This is a genomic window from Pseudorhodobacter wandonensis (genome assembly GCF_001202035.1).
Lineage (GTDB): Bacteria > Pseudomonadota > Alphaproteobacteria > Rhodobacterales > Rhodobacteraceae > Pseudorhodobacter > Pseudorhodobacter wandonensis.
Genome location: NZ_LGHT01000031.1, coordinates 44,491 through 62,219 on the forward strand (window position 1 = coordinate 44,491; position 17,729 = coordinate 62,219).

The following is a 17,729-nucleotide window of genomic DNA, read 5'->3' on the forward strand; positions in this document are numbered from 1 at the left end:
AGGTGGTTAATTTGTTGAAGTTCTGAGGTTGGATGCGGCGCTGGTTGTTCCCGAAACGGCCGTGATGGTTTTTTGCCATTGCACAAACGGCGCTTCGGTGACGTAAACCGTATCGCCGTCGCGGATCAGGAAGTCGCGTGCTTCGAACATGCCGGTGGGCTGGGTGAGGTCGAGCACATAGACCATGCGTTGATCGCCTGTCAGGTCCGAGCGGCCGAGCACGGAATTCGCGATCTCGGCAGGTTCATTGCGGAACACGAACACACCTGTCGGATCGGCGAGGGTGGTATTCAGGCCGCCAACCTGCGCAATCGCCTCAATCGCCGACAAGGTTTGGGTTTCAAACGGAACGCGGTTTTGCGTGCCTGTTGCGCCCAATGCGACGAAAGCACGTGTATCTCTTTCAACAACGATGCGATCACCGGCCCGCAATGCAATATCGAGGGCAGGGTTGGAATACAGATCTTCTAGCCAGATTTTTCCGGTTTTGCTGCCGCGTGTTACGCGAACAACGGCGACTGCAGGTTCAATCGCCACACCACCGGCACGCGCGATCATGGCTGTCAGCGTGCGGGTCGGGCGTTCGATCGGAAAGACACCTTGGCCGCCGACCATGCCGGAAACCGAAACGGTCGAACCATCGCCGGCCACACGCTGCACGGTGACTTGCGGGTCAGGTGTCTGGGTGTCAAGCTTGCGGGTGATGGCGCGGCGCAGCCCTTCGGGGGATTGGCCCGCAGCTTTGATCCGGCCGGCGTAGGGGATAAAGATATAGCCTGATCCATCGACTTGTACCTGATCCAGCACCGAGACGCGCTGGCCCGTATTGCCGAGCAACGGGTCATCCTTGACGTTTTCAAACACCGACAGCGCCAGCGTATCACCAGGTGAAATCGTATCCGAGCCGATAACGCCCGCATTGCGGAAATCTGATCCAAAGCCGAGCGCGGGGGTCACGGCGGTGGCGCGCGTTACACGGCTGTTGACCGACACGATGAACGCATCGCCTTCTTTCAGCACAGAGCCTGCATAGATTTCTTTTTTGGTCGGGCCGGAGCGCGGCATGCCGCAAGCGGCCAGAGCCGTAAATAGAATAACAAGGGCCAAGCCTTTGGCCCCTTTTGATACCGATCGCTTCACTGCCCGGGCTCCTTTTTTGGATACTGCCTCAGAATTTTTTTACAAGGCTACACAGGCGCGGCAGAAAACTCCAGCTTTCCAGCGCGTTAACCGTTTACGATGCGCAACTGTTGCCTTGGTGCCGCGCTTCCTTTGGTCAGTGCGTCATAGGGATCGTCGGGTAAAAGCATCATATCTACTACCTGTCGTAGTAGCTCGCGTCTGCCACACGAGGAGTAGAAGCCGCCGGGCACTTGGCTGGTTTCCAGCAGGTAGTGGCGAAAATCGCGGTAAGCGCGGCTATCGGGGCGGCTTGGCTGCGAAAAGAACACGTCGAGCGGTTGTGGAGAGACGAATTCCGGCTTGGCATAGACCGCAGAGCCGAACACTTTTAGCGGCAAGCCACGCCATAGTACCTGCTGTGCGGCCGTGGAATTTACTGTGACGGCCGAACGTGCGTGGTTCAAAAGTGCCGCCAATTTTCCGCCCCGCACGAAATGCACCCGCCCTGTGACACCGTGCAGTTTTGCCAAGCGCCGGATTTCTGAGGCCACAGGCGCACGGCCATCCTCGAGCGGGTGCGCCTTGAACACGAGGTGGTGATGGGGGGCTGCCCCTTTGGCAAAACCTTCCATCACGAGGGCCAGAAACTCGGTCATAGTTGTGAAGGGGGAATGCATTTGAAAGCTGCTGTCATGTTCCAGTTGCAACAGCACCAGATGGTAGGGAAAGCCGCCATGTTTGATGCGAAAGCTGGCGAGCATTCGTTCCCAGCGGTGGAACGGCAACAGGGCCAACCGTTTGCAATAAAGCAAGAACTCTTGCCCGACAGTCAGTGCACGATGCGGGCGGTAGCCGCGATAATCCCAAAACCCGATCATCACGAACCAATGATAAAGCGCACCCCAAAACATATGTTGCCGCATATCGCCCCAGCGGGCCGGGGCATCGGGCAGATCCATATCGGATTGCGCAAGATCGGCCTGCATTTGCGCCAGTGTAAGGCCCATCAGCCGAGAGTTGCCATTGGACCCACCCCGTTCGTAGGTAACCCAATGCGGACGCAGATAGCCTTCTTCAAATACGTGGACAGTAATTCCCGCCGCTTTTGCAAGTTTGACGGCATAGGCATGCAAAGGGCGGGTATCGCCGTAAAGGACGATATCGGTGATGTTCAGCTGTGCGATCAGGGCGGAAAAAACCGGCGGCCAATCTGTGGCACTGCCTTTGTAGGGGATGTAGCTGGCGGAATCTGGCCAAAAGGCACGGTCGCCACGGTTAAAGCCGATGCGCCACACCGCGGCACCGGATTGCGTAAGCATTTTGCCCAATTGCCCAAAGAAAGGCCCGTGCGGGCCTTGCAGCAACAAAAACCGACGATGTTCACCCGATACGCGCATGGCACCCCTTTTTCCCTTTCCAATGCATTTATCGTGCCGCGTAAAGCAAATTTTTCCAACCATTGCATTGAAGGGGTATAGACCGTCTGAATTGTGGCAGGTATCGGCGGGCTTGCATGGGCGCGGCCGTGGCGCTAGGCCTTGGGGATGAACAAGGGGATAGGCTATGTTTACGGGCATCGTTACAGACATCGGCACAGTGCTAGAGTTGGAACAAAAGGGCGATCTGCGTGCGCGGATTGGAACGGGTTATGACGTTGCCGGCATTGATATCGGTGCGTCGATTGCCTGTGATGGCGTTTGCCTGACGGTTATCGCGCTGGGCAGCGCCCCGCAAAACTGGTTTGACGTGCAAATCAGCGCGGAATCCATCAGCAAGACCAATATTGGCGGCTGGGTTTTGGGCAAGCGCCTGAACCTTGAGCGCGCGCTGAAGGTCGGGGATGAGCTGGGTGGCCATATTGTTTCGGGCCATGTCGATGGTTTGGCCGAGGTGGTCGGCCTGCGCCGCGAAGGCGACAGCACGCGCGTGACCTTTCGTGCGCCACATGCCTTGGCCGGGTTCATTGCGCCCAAAGGCTCGGTTGCCCTGAACGGCACATCGTTGACTGTGAATGAGGTGGAGGGCACTGATTTCGGCATTAACTTTATCCCGCATACACAGGCTGCGACGACCTGGGGCGATGTGGCGCTGGGCGACAGGGTGAACCTGGAAATCGACACAATGGCGCGTTATGTTGCACGGCTGCGCGATTGGGCTGCGCAGTGACAGGCCATAACAAAGGCCCATCGATGGCGCCGGGCGTTGCCTGGCGCACCCATTGTTGGGGCGCCGCGCGCAAGGCGTTGCTGCCGCATTTGCCAATTGAGGTGCTGCGCGGCCGTCTAAGGCGCGCAGGTGAACTGGGATTGGATTATCGCACCTATGCCGGGATCAGGGCCACAACGGGGCGTGATATTGTGGCAGTGCTGTTTTCGTCAAATGCGCTAGAGCTGCGCAAGGGGCAGATGCGCCTTGCCGCCCATACGGCGGCCAAACTGGACCAGATTTTGGCCGATCGTCGGGGGCTTGCCACGGCGCCATTGCAGCCGGATGGATTGATGGCGGCGGCAGGTTTGGATGCTGCCTTTGCGGCCCCGCCAGCATTTGCCAGTTTTGCCGTGCAAAAACAGGCCCTGCGGGCGGCCTTGGGGCGGTACAGCGGTGATCAGGCCATTTTGATCGGCGCCTATGAGGCCGAGGTCGAATGGTGTGCAGCGGCGCGATTGGCGGGTTATGTGGCTTCTTCGGACTATTTTGCACAGCCCTAATGCCGCCTTGCCGATACGCGACCTCTGGCATTCAAGCCAAAGGCGCGGTATGGGCAGGGTAATCACAGCGCGAGGCCAAAGATGACCGATACCGAATTTACCAAAGACATCTCGACCATTGAAGAGATCATCGAGGACGCCCGCGCTGGCCGCATGTTCATTCTGGTGGACCATGAGGACCGCGAGAATGAGGGCGATCTGGTGATCCCCGCGCAAATGTGCACGCCGCAAGCAGTGAATTTCATGGCCACCCACGGGCGCGGCCTGATTTGCCTGACGCTGACCGAAGACCGGATCGACGCGCTGGGCCTGACTTTGATGAGCCCGAAAAACTCGAGCCGTCATGAAACTGCCTTTACCACCTCGATCGAGGCGCGCGATGGCGTTTCCACCGGCATTTCGGCGGCTGACCGTGCGCTGACAGTTGCCGTGGCGATTGACCCGACCAAAGGCCCGCAAGATATTGCCTCACCGGGTCATGTGTTTCCGCTGCGTGCCCGCAATGGTGGCGTTCTGGTGCGGGCCGGCCATACCGAGGCGGCAGTCGATGTATCGCGGCTTGCGGGGCTGGATCCCTCGGGCGTGATTTGCGAAATCATGAACGATGATGGGACGATGGCGCGCTTGCCCGATCTGATCGCATTTGCCAAGAAACATAAGATGAAGATCGGCACGATTTCCGATCTGATCGCCTATCGCCGCCGCAATGACAATCTGGTGCGCGTCAGTTCTGAAGCCACGGTCACGTCCGAGTTTGGCGGCGACTGGGTGATGCGGGTGTATACCGATGATACCGAAGGCGCCGAGCATGTCGTGCTGATCAAAGGCGATATTTCGACCGAGGCGCCGGTTCTGGTGCGCATGCACACGATGGATCCGCTGCTTGATGTTGTTGGCCTTGGCCCTGCGGGCCGTACGGGCGAGTTTGGCGATGCCATGCGCCTGATCGCGGCCGAAGGGCGTGGCGTGCTCGTGCTGCTGCGCGACTTGCATTCCAAAATGGTATCGGACGCCGAGGTCAGCCCGCAAACCCTGCGCCAATACGGGCTGGGCGCGCAGATTTTGTCCAGCCTTGGTATCAAGGATCTGGTGCTGTTGACCAATTCACCCCGCCCCAAAGTCGTAGGCCTGGATGCCTATGGCCTGACCATCACTGGCACCCGTGCCATTCCGAAAGCGTAGATCATGGCGTCATCCGAAACCCATTACACCCTGCCGCTGCCCGAATTTGACAAGCCGGTAAAGCTGTTGATCGTGGTCGCGCCTTATTACCGTGCCATCGCCGATCAGCTGATTGCGGGGGCCACCCAAACCGCCAAGGATTGCGGGGCCGAGTATGAAATCGTCGAAGTGCCCGGCGCGCTTGAGGTGCCCACAGTGGTGGCCATGGCCGAACGTCAAAGCAACTTTGACGGCTATGTCGCACTCGGCTGTATTATCCGTGGTGAAACAACGCATTACGATACGGTCTGCAATGACAGTAGTCGGGCTTTGTCGCTGTTGGGCCTGCAAGGCGCCTGCATTGGTAACGGCATTCTGACCGTCGAGAACATGGATCAGGCGCAAGCCCGCGCCAACCCTGCCGACCAAAACAAAGGTGGCGGTGCCGCTGCTGCCGCCCTTCACCTGATCGCCTTGTCGCGCCGCTGGTCCAGCGCCCGCAAAGGTATCGGCTTTCGCCCGCCCGAGGATAGCTTTCGCGCATGACCAAGACTGACCCCAAAAAAGACCAAAAGAAGCAAATGAAATCTGCCGCGCGGCTTTACGCGGTGCAGGCCTTGTTTCAGATGGAAACCTCAAACCAAACCGTCGAGGCCGTTCAGCGCGAGTTTGAAAACCACCGCTTTGGCGCCGTTTATGATGGCGATGAAATGGCCGAAGGCGATGTGACCCATTTTCGTGCATTGGTAAACCATGCGGTGAACCGGCAGGCCAAGATTGACCAGATGACTGACCGTGCTTTGGTCGCGAAATGGCCAATCGACCGGATCGACCCGGTTTTGCGCGCTTTGTTCCGTGCGGCGGGGGCCGAACTGGTTGAACTGGCAACGCCGCCAAAAGTGGTGATTACGGAATTCGTTGACGTGGCCAAGGCCTTTTTCCCTGAAGGCAAAGAGCCGAAGTTTGTAAACGCCGTGCTCGATCATATGGCACGCGAGGCCAAGCCCGAGGCGTTTCAAACGACATAGGCCGCGACAAATGGCCATTTGGACTTATGGCCCCTTCGTGCTAGATTTGCGTCAGCAACTAAGGGGCCTGCCATGCCGAAACTGATCCGTCTGTATATCGTTAACGTTGCCATCGGCTTTGCAATCGCCTTGGCATTCGTTTCGGCAATCGTCTTCTTTGACGTCGCAAATCTGCGGCATTTGGTGCTGGAAACCGAGATGGGCTGGCTGGCCTTTATCATGATGGTGGTTTTCAATGGCATCGTATTCGCGGGCGTCCAGTTTGCCTATGCGGTGATGTCGCTGGCCGAAAAAGATGACACGCCCAAAGGCGGCAAAAAACAAACTATCATGGCTGAATTGGCCCCTGTCCGTGTCGCTGCCCAAACAGGCGCGAAAAGGCGGTAAAAGTGGCGGGAACCGCAGCAGCCGTGCCTGCGTGAATTTCCCGAGAGCCTGAGTTTTCAGGTGGTCGCCAGATACTTGGACCAGGATCCAAACAGAGCCAGCTCCCTCGGAGATGCTTATGGGCCACTGGAAATGTGCTGATCACGAACCGAGCAGAACCCGCCACCCAAACAGATAGGCCTGATCGCCACTTATATCAAGGGCGATACCGCCCCTCAATGCGGCGTGCACCTGTTTCTCGATCACGTCTGCGCCATGGCTTTCTTTTCGGCAAAAATATCCTCGGGGGGAATTGCCGCAAGGCAAGGGGGGCTGAAAGCCCCCGCTACAGTGGCCGCAATGCAAGCCTGCTACCCAGTATCGCCCGCAACGCAAGCACAGCCATCCCCCCAAAAGGCAGCGCCACCGGGCTGCCAATCAACCCACCCGCAACCGCCCCCGCAACCAAGCCTACCAAACCAGCGCTTAGCCAGCCAAACCAGCCATCGCGCAACAATAACCAGACCAAGGGCAAGGCCAACAGCCAGCCTACCCATGAAAACAGTGGCGAAAACACCAGCAAATAAACCAAACCATACAGCGGTAGCTGTATTTCGGCCGGTACCAAGCCTTTGCCCGCAATCAGCAAAGCCGCCAGTATCCAGCCCAACACACAAGGCGCACCCCAAGCAAACGCGATGCTGCCAAACAAAACCGACTTCGGTACGGGCCGTTGTGCGGCAGAGCGCAAAAGCGTCACGTGGCCGAGCCTCCGACGGTCAGCCCTCCGATCAACAGTGTTGGTTGCCCGACTCCCACTGGCACCCATTGCCCCGCTTTGCCGCAATTGCCAATTCCGGGGTCCATTGCCATATCATTGCCGATGGCGCGGATTTTTTGCAACGCAGTGGCGCCATCACCGATCAGGGTCGCCCCTTTGACCGGCGCGCCGATCTTGCCGTTTTGAACGCGATATGCTTCGGTGCAGGAAAACACGAATTTGCCGTTTGTGATATCAACCTGACCACCGCCAAAACCCACGGCATAGATGCCATCCTTCAGGCTGGCCACGATCTCAGCGGGGTCGGTGGTGCCGCCCAGCATATAGGTGTTGGTCATGCGCGGCATCGGAATATGCGCGTGGCTTTCGCGCCGTCCGTTGCCGGTTGGTGCAACCCCCATCAGCCGCGCGTTCTGGCGGTCTTGCATATAGCCGACCAGCTTGCCGTCATCGATCAGCACATTGCGCTGGCTGGGCGTGCCTTCATCATCAAAACTGATGCTGCCACGGCGGTCGGGGATGGTGCCATCATCCAGTACCGTCACCCCTTTGGCCGCGATCTGTTGCCCCATCAAACCGGCAAAGGCCGACGTTTTCTTGCGGTTGAAGTCGCCTTCCAACCCGTGGCCGATGGCCTCATGCAGCAAGATGCCGGGCCAGCCGGCGCCAAGTGCCACGTCCATGATACCTGCAGGTGCGGGAACCGCGTCGAGGTTTACCAATGCAATCCGCAAGGCTTCGCGGGCAAGGGCCTGCCAATGCGAAGGTTCCATCAGGCGGGCAAGGCCATAGCGGCCGCCTCCGCCCATGCCGCCTGATTCGCGGCGGCCGTTCTGTTCGATGATGACCGAGATATTCAGTCGCGCCATCGGACGGATATCGGACAGGCGCAACCCTTCCGGACGCAGGATTTCGACCTCTTGCAGGCCTGCCGCGATGGTGGCTGACACTTGGATGATGCGCGGATCAAGCGCGCGGGTATAGGCGTCAATTTCGCGTAGGATGTCGATTTTACCTGCAAATGTCGCATCGGCCATCGGGTCGGCATCGGTATACAGCTTTTGATTCGTGCCTTTGGGCGCATCGGCCAGCGTGCCGCCGCCATTTCCCACGGCCAGACGCGCGGTATCCATTGCACGCCGTAGCGCTGCTTCGGAAATTTCGGTCGAATGGGCATAGCCTGCCACCTCGCCGCGCACGGCGCGCAGGCCAAAGCCCTCGGATGCGTCATAGCTGGCGGTTTTCACGCGGCCGTCATCCAAAACGATTGCCTCGGACCGCTTTCGTTCAAGAAAAAGTTCTCCGTCATCGGCGCCTGATGTGGCTTGACGCAGCAAATCGAGGGCCTTTGCTTCGTCAAGATGCGACTCAAAGGGGCGGAAAGGGGCGTCTGTCATTGAAAAGTCCTTGATTTACATCAAACGGCGTCGCTATGACGCAATGGTTTCTCTTGTTGTTACGGCCTTAATATGGTTTCACCAACACTAGAAACAACGGGATTCTGCCTAAGAGTCGGGCAAGCCTAAAAATGCAGGCTATAAAGAGCCGCGTAACGAACGGGATATGCATATGCGCATGATGACAGGTCTTTCCGGCATTGCCGCGAGTTTTGGAACAGTGATTGCGGCCGGAATGGCCGCAGCACAAGAGGGCGGCTTGGTTGGCAAGCCAGTGGCCGGGGGAACCGGTTTTCAGGTTGCCGCGACTGAGCTGGCACGCGATGTGCACAGCCTTGACCACTTTTTGTTGGTAATTATTGGCGTAATCACATTGCTCGTGACGACCTTGCTGCTGGTTGTTGCTTTCCGGTTTAACCAAAAGCGCAACAAAGTGCCTGCAACGTTCACCCATAACAGCCCGCTGGAAGTGGCGTGGACCTTGGTTCCGATTGTGATCCTGGTGTTTATTGGTGCGTTTTCTCTGCCCGTTCTGTTCAAGCAGCAGGAAATTCCGGCAGCGGATGTGACTGTAAAGGTCACAGGCAACCAGTGGTATTGGAGCTATGAATACCCCGATGAAGGCGTTGCCTTTGACAGCTTCCTGATCGGTGATGGCAAAGTCATGAACGCCGAGGTTGAGGCCGAGTTGAAAGAAGCGGGCTACACCAAGGATGAATTCTTGCTGGCGACCGATACCGCGATGGTTATTCCGGTAAACAAGACGGTTGTTGTGCAGCTGACCGGCGCTGATGTTATCCATGCGTGGATGGTTCCGGCGCTTGGCGTGCAATCTTCGGCTGTACCGGGTCGTTTGAACCACCTGTGGTTCAAGGCCGATCATATCGGGACCTATTTTGGCCAGTGCACCACGCTGTGCGGCAAGGACCATGCCTATATGCCGATCACTGTAAAAGTGGTTTCCGAGGCGGATTATGCTGCTTGGTTGGCAAAAGAAAAGACAGCAAGCCTTGGCGGCGTTCAAGCCGTGAAAGTTGCGTCGAACTGATAGCGACGGGAAGGGGCCAGCGGCCCTTTCCCTTTTTCTTGTCGGGGCGGTGGCCCTGCGGATGAAAGACCAAAGGACTGTGACTATGCCTGATGCACACATAATTGACCAAACGGGAGAGGCGGGGTTCGGCGATTACGTCGCGCTGCTGAAGCCGCGTGTGATGTCGCTGGTGGTCTTTACGGCGCTGGTTGGTGTTCTGGTCGCGCCGGGAACGGTGCATCCGTTTGTCGCGATGACCTCGATCTTGTTTATTGCGCTGGGGGCAGGGGCCTCGGGTGCGCTGAACATGTGGTGGGATGCCGACATCGACGTGATTATGAAGCGCACGGCCAAGCGGCCAATTCCTGCGGGCAAAGTGCAACCGAGAGAGGCGCTGGGTTTTGGCTTGGCATTGTCGGGCATTGCTGTCGTGATGCTGGCGCTGGCCGCGAACCTGCTGGCGGCGGCGCTGCTGGCCTTTACAATTTTCTTTTATGCCGTTGTCTATTCGATGTGGCTGAAACGCTCGACCCCGCAGAACATTGTGATTGGTGGGGCGGCGGGTGCCTTTCCGCCCATGATCGGCTGGGTGGCGGTAACGGGCAGCGTTTCCGTTGAAGCGGTGTTGATGTTCATGCTGATTTTCATGTGGACGCCACCGCATTTCTGGGCTTTGGCGCTGTTCATGAACGAAGATTACAGCAAGGCCGGCGTGCCGATGCTGACGGTGACGCATGGCAAGAAGGTCACGCGAAACCATATTCTGGTCTATACGATCGCCTTGGTGCCCTTTGCGATTGGCGCGGGATTTACCTCTATCGGCGGGCCGGTGTATCTGGCGGTATCTGCCTTGCTGAACGCGGGCTTCCTTTGGGGCGCGTGGCGGATTTGGCGGCGCGATGAGGTGCAGGCCGAGGCGGATAGCTATGCCGTTGAAAAGCAGGTCTTCAAGTTCTCGCTGCTCTATCTGTTCTTGCATTTTGGCGCGTTTCTGGCTGAGGCCGCATTGAAACCCTACGGGCTTGGAGGCTGGTAACATGGCATTTGACGTTGAACATGAGCTGCACAAGCGCCGCCTTGGGCGCAACGTGGGCCTTGGCCTTGTGTTGCTGGCCTTTGTGGCGTTGGTATTCGGCCTGACGGTGGTCAAGGTGCTAAACATGGGGGATGCCGAAGCTGCGGCATCTGCCAAGACTGTTCAGGTAGCAAAACCATGACCCCGATTCAGAAAACTGCTGCACAGCTTAGCTTTGTCGCCGTGCTGATGGTCTCTTTGTCTTTTGCGGCGGTGCCGTTTTACAACTGGTTTTGCAAGGTGACGGGCTTTGCCGGCACGACGTCTGTGGCAAGCCAAGGGTCGGATGTTATTCTGGACCGGACCATGAAAATCCGCTTTGATGCCTCATTGGAACGCGGAATGCCGTGGGAATTCAAGCCCATGCAAAACACGATGGATGTGCGGATCGGCGAAACGGGCCTTGCGTTTTATGAGGCTTATAACCCGACCGATCATGCCGTCGCAGGGCAGGCCAGCTATAACGTTACCCCCGACACAGCGGGTGGCTATTTCACCAAGATCGCCTGTTTTTGCTTTACCATGCAGGTGTTGCAACCCGGTGAGCGTGTGCAAATGCCTGTGACATTTTTCGTAGACCCCGAGATCGTCAATGATTCCGAGGGGAAATATGTTCATGAAATCACGCTATCCTACACATTTCATGAAGCAGAATTGCCGGTGGGAGAGCAAGCAGCCCTTGCCCCGACCGCACCCGAGAACGTAAACTAAGAAAAACCGACCTGCGCTAAGCGCGGCGTACCTAAAACGAGGGAACGACAACCATGGCCCACGCCAAGAACCACGACTACCACATTCTGCCGCCATCTATCTGGCCATTCATGGGCGCTGCGGGCGCGTTTATCATGCTGTTCGGTGCGGTGCTTTGGATGCATGGCTCGGCCCCATGGATGGGGCTGATCGGCTTTGCCATGGTGCTGTATGTTATGTTCGCGTGGTGGTCCGAGGTGGTGCATGAGGCCATTGTTGGCGACCATACGCCTGTGGTGCGGATTGGTCTGCGCTATGGTTTCATCATGTTCATCATGTCCGAGGTCATGTTCTTTTCGGCTTGGTTCTGGTCGTTCTTCAAGCATGCGATGTACCCGATGGGCCCGCTGTCGCCTGCTGTTGATGGCGTTTGGCCACCAGCCGGGATTGAAACCTTTGACCCATGGCACTTGCCGCTGATCAACACCTTGATTTTGCTGTGCTCTGGCGCGGCTGCAACTTGGGCGCACCATGCGCTGGTCGAAGAAAACAACCGCAAAGACATCAAAAGCGGCCTGATCTTGGCTGTTATTTTGGGCGCGTTCTTTACCGTGTTGCAGGCCTATGAATATTCCCACGCGGCCTTTGGTTTCGCTGGCAATATCTATGGCGCGAACTTCTTTATGGCGACCGGCTTTCACGGCTTTCACGTGTTGATCGGTACGATCTTTTTGTTGGTCTGCCTGATCCGTGTTTACAAAGGGCACTTTACACCCGAGCAGCATATCGGCTTTGAAGCCGCCGCTTGGTACTGGCACTTTGTTGATGTGGTGTGGTTGTTCTTGTTTGCCGCAGTATACGTTTGGGGCCAATGATCCCTAGTCGACGGGCATGAAAAGAGAGGCGCGGGCCGAAAGGGCCGCGCCTTTGGCATTAAAGCAAGTGAGACAGGTTTGATGATGCGGCGGATGATTGTGCCTTTGCTGTTTGGCGTCTTTGGAATCGCGGTTCTGGTGTCGCTAGGCGTTTGGCAATTGCAGCGATTGGCATGGAAAGAGACGGTTCTGGCCGAGATGGATGCGCGGATTGGTGCAGCACCTGTGGCCTTGCCTGCGGCGCCTGATGCGGTGATTGATAAATACTTGCCGGTAAAGGCATCGGGGGCGCTAACCGGTGAAGAGCTGGACGTTCTGGTCAGCCGCAAGGATTTCGGGGCGGGGTATCGCGTGATTTCGGTCCTTGAGACTGACACGGGCCGTCGCGTGTTGGTGGATCGCGGGTTCTTGGTAGATGACGCACGCGGGGTCCCGCGCGAAGTGCGGGCGTTGGAGGTTGAGGGCAATCTGGTTTGGCCTGATGAGGTTGACAGCTATACCCCGCCGCCGGACCCCCGCTCCGGGGTTTGGTTTGCCCGCGACCTGTCGGCGATGGCCGCAGCGCTGAAAGCCGAGCCACTGCTGATTGTTGCCAAATCGGAAACAGGTGATGGAATCGAACCGATGCCGGTGGATAGCTCGGCGGTTACGAATGATCATTTAAACTATGCGATTACGTGGTTTTTGCTTGCGCTGGTCTGGGCGGGGATGACAGGCCTGCTTCTGTGGCGTATGAGGCGGAACGCGGAATAGGGAGTCATTGCAATGCGGTATATCTCAACCCGGGGGCAGGCCCCTGTTTTAAGCTTTTCGGAAGCGATGATGACCGGGCTTGCGCGTGACGGTGGGCTGTATGTGCCGGAAACCGTACCGGTCATGGACAAGGCCGATATCGCGGCATTGGCGGGGCTGCCCTATGAAGAGGTGGCATTTCGGGTGATGTGGCCGTTTTTGGGTGACACCTTTGCCGAGGATGAATTTCGCAACCTGATCGCCAAGGCCTATGCCGGTTTTGGCCATGAGGCGCGGGCGCCTTTGGTGCAGTTGGGGCCCAATCATTTCTTGCTAGAGCTGTTTCACGGCCCGACCTTGGCGTTCAAAGATTTCGCGATGCAGTTGATCGGCCAGATGATGCAGGCCGCCTTGGCCAAATCGGGTGAGCGGATCACGATTGTCGGTGCGACCTCGGGCGATACCGGGTCGGCCGCGATGGAGGCGTTTCGCGGGTTGTCGAATGTGGATGTGTTTATCCTTTATCCGCATGGTCGGGTGTCTGAGGTGCAGCGCCGTCAGATGACCACGCCGGTTGAGGCAAACGTGCGCGCGATTGCGATGGATGGCGATTTTGACGATTGTCAGGCCCGCGTTAAAGATATGTTCAATGATTTGGCATTCCGTGACGGGGTGCGTCTGGCTGGGGTAAACAGTATCAACTGGGCGCGGGTTTTGGCGCAGGTTGTGTATTATTTCAGCTCGGCGATCAGCCTAGGTGCGCCGCATCGCAAAGTTAGCTTTACGGTGCCAACTGGGAACTTCGGCGATATTTTCGCGGGCTATATCGCGCGGCAGATGGGTTTGCCGATTGAGCAATTGGTGATTGCGACGAACCAGAACGACATTCTGGACCGTGCAATGAAAACGGGTGCCTATAAGACCGACGGGGTGAAGCCGTCGATCAGCCCGTCGATGGATATTCAGGTCTCGTCGAACTTTGAGCGGGTGTTGTTTGATGCCTATGGCCGCGATGGCGCGGCTGTTTCGGCCTTGATGGCCGAGCTGAAGGCTGGCGGGTTTACGATTTCGCAAGGGGCGCTGGAATTGTTGCGCGAGCAGTTTGCTTCGGGGCGCTGCGATGAGGATGAAACCCGCGCGACGATTCGCAGTGCCTTTGCTGCAACGGGCGAGGTGCTTTGCCCGCATTCGGCGGTCGGGGTTAAGGTAGCGGCCGAGCATCTGGGGGCGACCCCGATGATTACCCTTGCCACGGCGCATCCGGCAAAATTCCCCGATGCGGTTGAGGCGGCTATGGGCAAACGGCCCTGCTTGCCCGTGCGGATGGCCGATTTGTTTGACCGGGATGAACGTGTGACGCGCTTGCCAAATGATCTTGCTGCGCTTCAGGCGCATATCCGCGAAGGGATTGCCAATTGACCAGCCGCCTGACGACCTTGCCAAACGGGTTTCGCATTGTGACCGAAGCGATGCCCGGCCTGCAATCTGCCAGTGTCGGCATCTGGATTACAGCAGGCGGCCGGCATGAGCTGGCCGAGGAAAACGGCATTGCGCATTTTCTGGAGCATATGGCGTTCAAGGGAACCGAAAAGCGTAGCAGCTTGCAGATTGCCGAGGAAATTGAGGATGTTGGCGGGTTTATAAACGCCTATACCAGCCGCGAAATGACGGCCTATTACGCGCGCGTGCTGAAAGATGACGTGGCGCTGGCGCTGGATGTCATCGGCGATATCGTGTTGAATCCGGTTTTTGACCCCAAAGAGATTGAGATCGAACGCCATGTGATTTTGCAGGAAATCGGGCAGGCGTTGGATACGCCGGATGATATCGTTTTCGACTGGCTGCAAGAAGCCTGCTACCCTGACCAACCCTTTGGCCGCACGATTTTGGGGCCAGCCGAACGGGTTTCCAGCTTTAGCCGCGCTGATTTGACCGACTTTGTCGCCAAGCATTACAGCCCCGACCGGATGATCCTTTCGGCTGCAGGTGCGGTGGACCATGACGCGATTGTCGCACAGGCTGAAGCGTTGTTTGGTGGCCAAAAGGCGGTGGGCGGCGGGCTTATTCAACCGGCACAGTTCAAGGGGGCCGAGCGGCGGGAAAACAAGGCGCTAGAGCAAGTGCATTTCGCGCTGGCCTTTGACGCGCCGGGGTATCGCTCGCCCGATGTCTATACCGCGCAGATTTATGCGATGGCATTGGGGGGCGGCATGTCGAGCCGGTTGTTCCAAAAGGTGCGTGAAGAACGTGGGCTTTGCTATTCGATTTTTGCGCAATCGGGCGCCTATGAAGATGCCGGCCAGATTACGATCTATGCGGGCACGTCCGAGGAAGAAATCAGCGATCTGACCGCAATCACTTTGGATGAATTGAAACGCGCCAGCAGTGATATGTCCGAGGCCGAGGTGGCCCGCGCAAGGGTGCAGTTGAAGGCAGGTTTGCTGATGGGGTTGGAAAGCCCGTCAAGCCGTGCCGAGCGGCTTGCGCGCTTGCTGGCGATTTGGGGCCGCGTGCCGACACCCGAGGAAGCGGTTGAAAAGATTGACGCTGTGACCACCGCTGATGTGCGCCGCTATGCGGGCGAGATGATCGGGGCAGACGTGGCTTTGGCGCTGTATGGTCCCGTTGGCAATGCGCCGGGGCTAGAGGAGATCAAGCGCGGGCTTGCTCTTTGATGTTCGGCTTTCGACGCAAGATTCGCATTGAAACAGAGCGGATGACACTACGCCTGCCTGGCCACAGTGACTGGAATGCCTGGTCTGACCTGCGCGCGGAAAGTGCGGCGTTCCTGACCCCGTGGGAGCCGGATTGGGCACATGACCATTTGTCGCGCCGGTCCTTTACCAACCGTGTGTACTGGGCGGCGCGGGCGCAAACGCAAGGGACGGCCCTGCCGATGCTGCTGGAGCGCCGCGAGGATGGGGCGCTTTTGGGCGCGATCACGCTGGATAACATTCGCCGCGGGCCAGCACAGGCTGCGACAATTGGCTATTGGATCGGCCAGCCCTTTGCGCGGCATGGCTATATGCGCGAAGCATTGTTGGCGATGGTGCACCATGCCTTTGCCCATCTTGATCTAAGCCGTGTCGAGGCTGCGTGCCTGCCCGAAAACAGCGCCTCGCGCGGGGTTTTGGAAAAGACCGGCTTTAAATACGAAGGCGTGGCGCAAAGTTATTTGCAAATCTCGGGGCGGTGGCGAACCCATGTGCTTTATGCCAATTTGCGCAATGACCGACGGGGGCGCACAACTGCGGGGTTGTAACTTGCAAGGCTTTTCCTGCCTTATCAGTGGTTCATACAGGAGTTGACTATGCTGAACCCCGCCGATCCTGCATTTATGGACGCATTGGCTGCGCAGCTGCCAAAAGATACGATCGGTCCGGCTGAGCCGAGATATCTGGTCGATCCGCGCGGGCGCGTAGGTGGCCATGCGGGCGGCGTGGCGCGGCCACGTACAGTGCAGGACGTGTCCTTGATCGTCAAAGCATGTAACGCGGCGCGGGTTGGCGTGGTGCCGTTTGGCGGTGGCACGGGCCTGGTGCTGGGGCAGGTGATGGACGCGGGGCCGTTGCCTTTGGTTTTATCGCTGGAACGGATGCGGGCGGTGCGTAGTGTGCATCCTGCCGAAAATGTGATTGTGGTTGAGGCAGGTGCGACTTTGGCCGAAGTCCAAGCTGCGGCCGACGCTGTTGGCCGGCTGTTTCCGCTGTCGCTGGCCAGTCAGGGTACGGCGCGGATCGGCGGAAACCTGTCAACCAATGCGGGCGGCGTGAATGTGCTGCGCTATGGCAACACGCGCGATCTGTGCCTTGGCCTAGAGGCGGTGCTGCCGGATGGCAGCATTTGGCATGGGTTAAAGCGGTTGCGCAAAGACAATACCGGCTATGACCTGCGCAATCTTTTGGTGGGGGCCGAAGGCACGCTGGGGGTTATCACAGCGGCAAGCCTGAAGCTGGCGCCAATCCCGGCGGCGATGGGAACGGCGCTGATGGTGCTGCCAAGCCCCGCAGCCGCGCTCGAGCTGTTGGCACTGGCTCAGTCGCGCCTGGGGGGGCTGGTCTCGGCCTTTGAACTGATTTCGGGAATGGGGCTGGCCTTTCTGGCCGAAACCATGCCAAATCAACGCCAACCCTTTGATCTGGCGCCGGAATGGATGGTGTTGATTGATGTCGGATTGCCCGACGGTTTGAACCCTGATGAGGCGTTGGAAGGCCTGTTTGCGGCGGCGTTTGCCGCGGACTTGGTGCAAGACGGGCTTATCGCGCAATCGCAGGCGCAAAGGGCCGATTTTTGGTCCGTGCGCGAAAACATCCCCGAGGCCAACCGCCGCATCGGGTCAATCTCAAGCCATGATATCGCCCTGCCTCTGGGCGAGATTGCTGATTTTATTGCAGAGGCTGGCCCCGCGCTGGCCAGCTTGGGCGATTGGCGGATCAATTGCTTTGGCCATCTGGGCGACGGCAATTTGCACTACAATGTCTTTCCCCCGCTGGGCCATTCGCGTGATCCCTATATGGCGCAAGCCAAAGCGATCAAGACCATCGTACATGACATGGCGCATGCTCGTGGCGGCTCGGTCAGCGCCGAACATGGTATCGGGCGGCTAAAGGTCGACGATCTTGAAACATATGGCGATCCCGCAAAACGGGCAGCGATGCGCGCGATCAAAGCAGCGCTTGATCCGAACGGAATTATGAACCCCGGCGCAGTTTTGCGAACAACCGGCTGATTTCATCTTGGTTCAAATACCTAAGTCCGTCAGCA

20 protein-coding genes are annotated in these 17,729 nt (G+C 58.0%); 16 read left to right on the top strand and 4 right to left on the bottom strand.

The features are described 5' to 3' along the window. Positions 1-6 precede the first annotated feature (6 nt). Both AKU79_RS08835 and AKU79_RS08840 read right to left on the bottom strand, forming a co-directional pair. Positions 7-1,140: a polysaccharide biosynthesis/export family protein gene (locus tag AKU79_RS08835; protein ID WP_050523233.1), complete on the bottom strand. Its 1,134-nt coding sequence runs from the start codon at positions 1,138-1,140 to the stop codon at positions 7-9. Positions 1,141-1,226: 86 nt separating this feature from the next. After that, positions 1,227-2,519: a capsule biosynthesis protein gene (locus tag AKU79_RS08840; RefSeq protein ID WP_050523234.1), complete on the bottom strand. Its 1,293-nt coding sequence runs from the start codon at positions 2,517-2,519 to the stop codon at positions 1,227-1,229. A 166-nt stretch (positions 2,520-2,685) separates the two neighbouring features. Here AKU79_RS08840 and AKU79_RS08845 point away from each other — a divergent pair, with 166 nt between their 5' ends. The 6 genes from AKU79_RS08845 to AKU79_RS08870 all read left to right on the top strand — a co-directional run bounded on the left by AKU79_RS08845 (position 2,686) and on the right by AKU79_RS08870 (position 6,406). Then, the gene (locus AKU79_RS08845) at positions 2,686-3,288 is read left to right on the top strand and encodes a riboflavin synthase (protein WP_050523235.1); all 603 of its coding nucleotides are present in this window, start codon (positions 2,686-2,688) and stop codon (positions 3,286-3,288) included. Then, a complete protein-coding gene (locus tag AKU79_RS08850) occupies positions 3,285-3,830 on the top strand; it encodes a hypothetical protein (RefSeq protein WP_231580134.1) in 546 nt (181 codons plus the stop codon). The genes AKU79_RS08845 and AKU79_RS08850 overlap by 4 nt, the downstream gene beginning before the upstream one ends. Positions 3,831-3,911: 81 nt before the next feature. Then, positions 3,912-5,012 carry a 3,4-dihydroxy-2-butanone-4-phosphate synthase gene (gene ribB, locus AKU79_RS08855; protein ID WP_050523237.1) on the top strand — a complete coding sequence of 367 codons (1,101 nt, stop codon included), beginning with the start codon at positions 3,912-3,914 and terminating at the stop codon, positions 5,010-5,012. A gap of 3 nt (positions 5,013-5,015) precedes the next feature. Continuing rightward, a complete protein-coding gene (locus tag AKU79_RS08860) occupies positions 5,016-5,537 on the top strand; it encodes a 6,7-dimethyl-8-ribityllumazine synthase (protein ID WP_050523238.1) in 522 nt (173 codons plus the stop codon). Then, the gene (gene nusB / locus AKU79_RS08865) at positions 5,534-6,019 is read left to right on the top strand and encodes a transcription antitermination factor NusB (RefSeq protein WP_050523239.1); all 486 of its coding nucleotides are present in this window, start codon (positions 5,534-5,536) and stop codon (positions 6,017-6,019) included. The genes AKU79_RS08860 and nusB overlap by 4 nt, the downstream gene beginning before the upstream one ends. A 72-nt stretch (positions 6,020-6,091) precedes the next feature. After that, entirely contained in the window at positions 6,092-6,406 is a 315-nt protein-coding gene (locus tag AKU79_RS08870) for a hypothetical protein (RefSeq protein ID WP_050523240.1), read from the top strand. 325 nt (positions 6,407-6,731) lie between these two features. Here AKU79_RS08870 and AKU79_RS08875 read toward each other — a convergent pair whose 3' ends face one another. Together AKU79_RS08875 and tldD are read right to left on the bottom strand one after the other, a co-directional pair. Then, entirely contained in the window at positions 6,732-7,145 is a 414-nt protein-coding gene (locus AKU79_RS08875; protein WP_050523241.1) for a hypothetical protein, read from the bottom strand. Beyond that, positions 7,142-8,563, bottom strand: a complete 1,422-nt coding sequence (gene tldD / locus AKU79_RS08880; protein WP_050523242.1) for a metalloprotease TldD — start codon at positions 8,561-8,563, stop codon at positions 7,142-7,144. The genes AKU79_RS08875 and tldD overlap by 4 nt, the downstream gene beginning before the upstream one ends. 172 nt (positions 8,564-8,735) lie before the next feature. Here tldD and coxB point away from each other — a divergent pair, with 172 nt between their 5' ends. The 10 genes from coxB (at position 8,736) to AKU79_RS08930 (ending at position 17,694) form a co-directional block, all read left to right on the top strand. Next, positions 8,736-9,611 carry a cytochrome c oxidase subunit II gene (coxB, locus tag AKU79_RS08885; RefSeq protein ID WP_050523485.1) on the top strand — a complete coding sequence of 292 codons (876 nt, stop codon included), beginning with the start codon at positions 8,736-8,738 and terminating at the stop codon, positions 9,609-9,611. 85 nt (positions 9,612-9,696) lie between these two features. Continuing rightward, complete coding sequence (cyoE, locus tag AKU79_RS08890) at positions 9,697-10,629, top strand: heme o synthase (protein ID WP_050523243.1); 933 nt, start codon at positions 9,697-9,699, stop codon at positions 10,627-10,629. Position 10,630: 1 nt separating this feature from the next. Next, complete coding sequence (locus AKU79_RS08895; protein WP_050523244.1) at positions 10,631-10,810, top strand: hypothetical protein; 180 nt, start codon at positions 10,631-10,633, stop codon at positions 10,808-10,810. After that, positions 10,807-11,379, top strand: coding sequence for a cytochrome c oxidase assembly protein (locus tag AKU79_RS08900; RefSeq protein ID WP_050523245.1), 573 nt, complete (start codon positions 10,807-10,809; stop codon positions 11,377-11,379). Before AKU79_RS08895 ends, AKU79_RS08900 begins: the two co-directional genes overlap by 4 nt. A gap of 53 nt (positions 11,380-11,432) precedes the next feature. Then, positions 11,433-12,233, top strand: a complete 801-nt coding sequence (locus AKU79_RS08905; RefSeq protein ID WP_050523246.1) for a cytochrome c oxidase subunit 3 — start codon at positions 11,433-11,435, stop codon at positions 12,231-12,233. Between the two features lie 81 nt (positions 12,234-12,314). After that, positions 12,315-12,986, top strand: coding sequence for an SURF1 family protein (locus AKU79_RS08910; RefSeq protein WP_050523247.1), 672 nt, complete (start codon positions 12,315-12,317; stop codon positions 12,984-12,986). A gap of 12 nt (positions 12,987-12,998) precedes the next feature. Continuing rightward, on the top strand, positions 12,999-14,384 hold the full coding sequence (gene thrC, locus AKU79_RS08915) for a threonine synthase (RefSeq protein WP_050523248.1): 1,386 nt from the start codon (positions 12,999-13,001) through the stop codon (positions 14,382-14,384). Further along, positions 14,381-15,640, top strand: a complete 1,260-nt coding sequence (locus AKU79_RS08920) for a M16 family metallopeptidase (protein WP_050523249.1) — start codon at positions 14,381-14,383, stop codon at positions 15,638-15,640. The genes thrC and AKU79_RS08920 overlap by 4 nt, the downstream gene beginning before the upstream one ends. Further along, positions 15,640-16,227, top strand: a complete 588-nt coding sequence (locus tag AKU79_RS08925) for a GNAT family N-acetyltransferase (RefSeq protein ID WP_050523250.1) — start codon at positions 15,640-15,642, stop codon at positions 16,225-16,227. The genes AKU79_RS08920 and AKU79_RS08925 overlap by 1 nt, the downstream gene beginning before the upstream one ends. Positions 16,228-16,275: 48 nt before the next feature. Next, positions 16,276-17,694, top strand: a complete 1,419-nt coding sequence (locus AKU79_RS08930) for an FAD-binding oxidoreductase (RefSeq protein WP_050523251.1) — start codon at positions 16,276-16,278, stop codon at positions 17,692-17,694. Positions 17,695-17,729 lie beyond the last annotated feature (35 nt).